Origin of the sequence: Achromobacter sp. K91 (genome assembly GCF_003576205.1) — a bacterium.
In the GTDB taxonomy this organism is placed as follows: domain Bacteria; phylum Pseudomonadota; class Gammaproteobacteria; order Burkholderiales; family Burkholderiaceae_B; genus Achromobacter; species Achromobacter aegrifaciens.
The window spans coordinates 1-1,189 of the sequence record NZ_QWFB01000041.1 but is presented as its reverse complement, the minus strand read 5'-3'; the positions used below and the strand labels follow the sequence as shown (position 1 = coordinate 1,189).

Here is a 1,189-nt window from a genome sequence, read left to right as displayed (position 1 = left end):
GAGCTGACCCTGGCCCTGGGCGGTACCGGCGGCTCGGGCGGCACCGGCGGCAATGTGGACGTGACGCTGAATCCCAACTTCGCCATCCGCACGCTGGGCTCGGGTTCGCGCGGCATCGTGGCGCAGTCCATCGGCGGCGGCGGCGGGGCCTCGCAGGGCGGCACGCTGAATGTGGCTGGCAGCGCCGAAGAGCGTCCGTCAGCCCGTCTGCAGGTGGGCCTGGGCGCGACCGGCGGTTCCGGCGCCACTGGCGGCAGCATCAATGCGACATTGCAAGGCGCCATCCGCACCGAAGGCGGCGACGCCGATGGCGTGCTGCTGCAATCGATCGGCGGCGGCGGCGGGCTGGGCGGATCGCTGGGCGCCGACGCCTCGTCCTATCCCATCCTGGACCGCATCGGCAATCACAGCGACAACAAGGAACGGCTCGACGACGAAAACAGCACGTATCAATTCGGCGTGGACGTGGGCGGCACCGGCGGCACGGGCGGCCATGGCGGCAACGTCACCGTGAACTACGCGGGCAAGATCGCCACCGCCGGCGACTGGGCCGACGGCCTGGTGGCCCAGTCCATAGGCGGAGGCGGCGGCGTGGGCGGATCGTCCAGCGCCTCGGGCAGCAAGATCAAGGCCAACGCGATCATCGGCGTGGGCGGCAGCGGCGGCGCCGGCGGCAATGGCGGCGTCCTGAGCTTCTTCTTCGACGACGACCATGGCAACAGCATCGCCACCACCGGCTACAACGCCTATGGCGTGCTGCTGCAATCGATCGGCGGAGGCGGCGGGCAGGGCGGCGATGGCTCGGACCAGGCCCAAGGCACCATCACCGTCGGCGCCTCGTTTGGCGGCACAGGCGGCGTGGCCGGCAACGGCGGCAACATCCTGACCTCCGGCAGCGGGAGCTGGCTGAATGTCCAGACCACGGGTGACGATGCGCCTGCGCTGGCGATGCAATCGATCGGCGGCGGCGGCGGCACGGCCGGCGCGGGCAACAGCAGCTCCAAGCTGCAGCAGGACAGCCATTCCATGAGCGTCGCAGTGGGCGGCAACGGCGGCTTGTCCGGCTCGGGCGGCGCCATCGACGTCACCACCGGCATCGCCGCCACCACGCAAGGCGCGCGCGCCTATGGCGTGCTGGCCCAATCGATCGGCGGCGGCGGCGGGCTGGGCCTGTCTCTTATACACATCT

The 1,189-nt window shown here is 71.0% G+C and carries 1 pseudogene; it reads left to right on the top strand.

The features are described 5' to 3' along the window. Positions 1-1,189 (top strand): annotated as a pseudogene (locus DXK93_RS21130) (autotransporter outer membrane beta-barrel domain-containing protein); the annotation flags it as partial.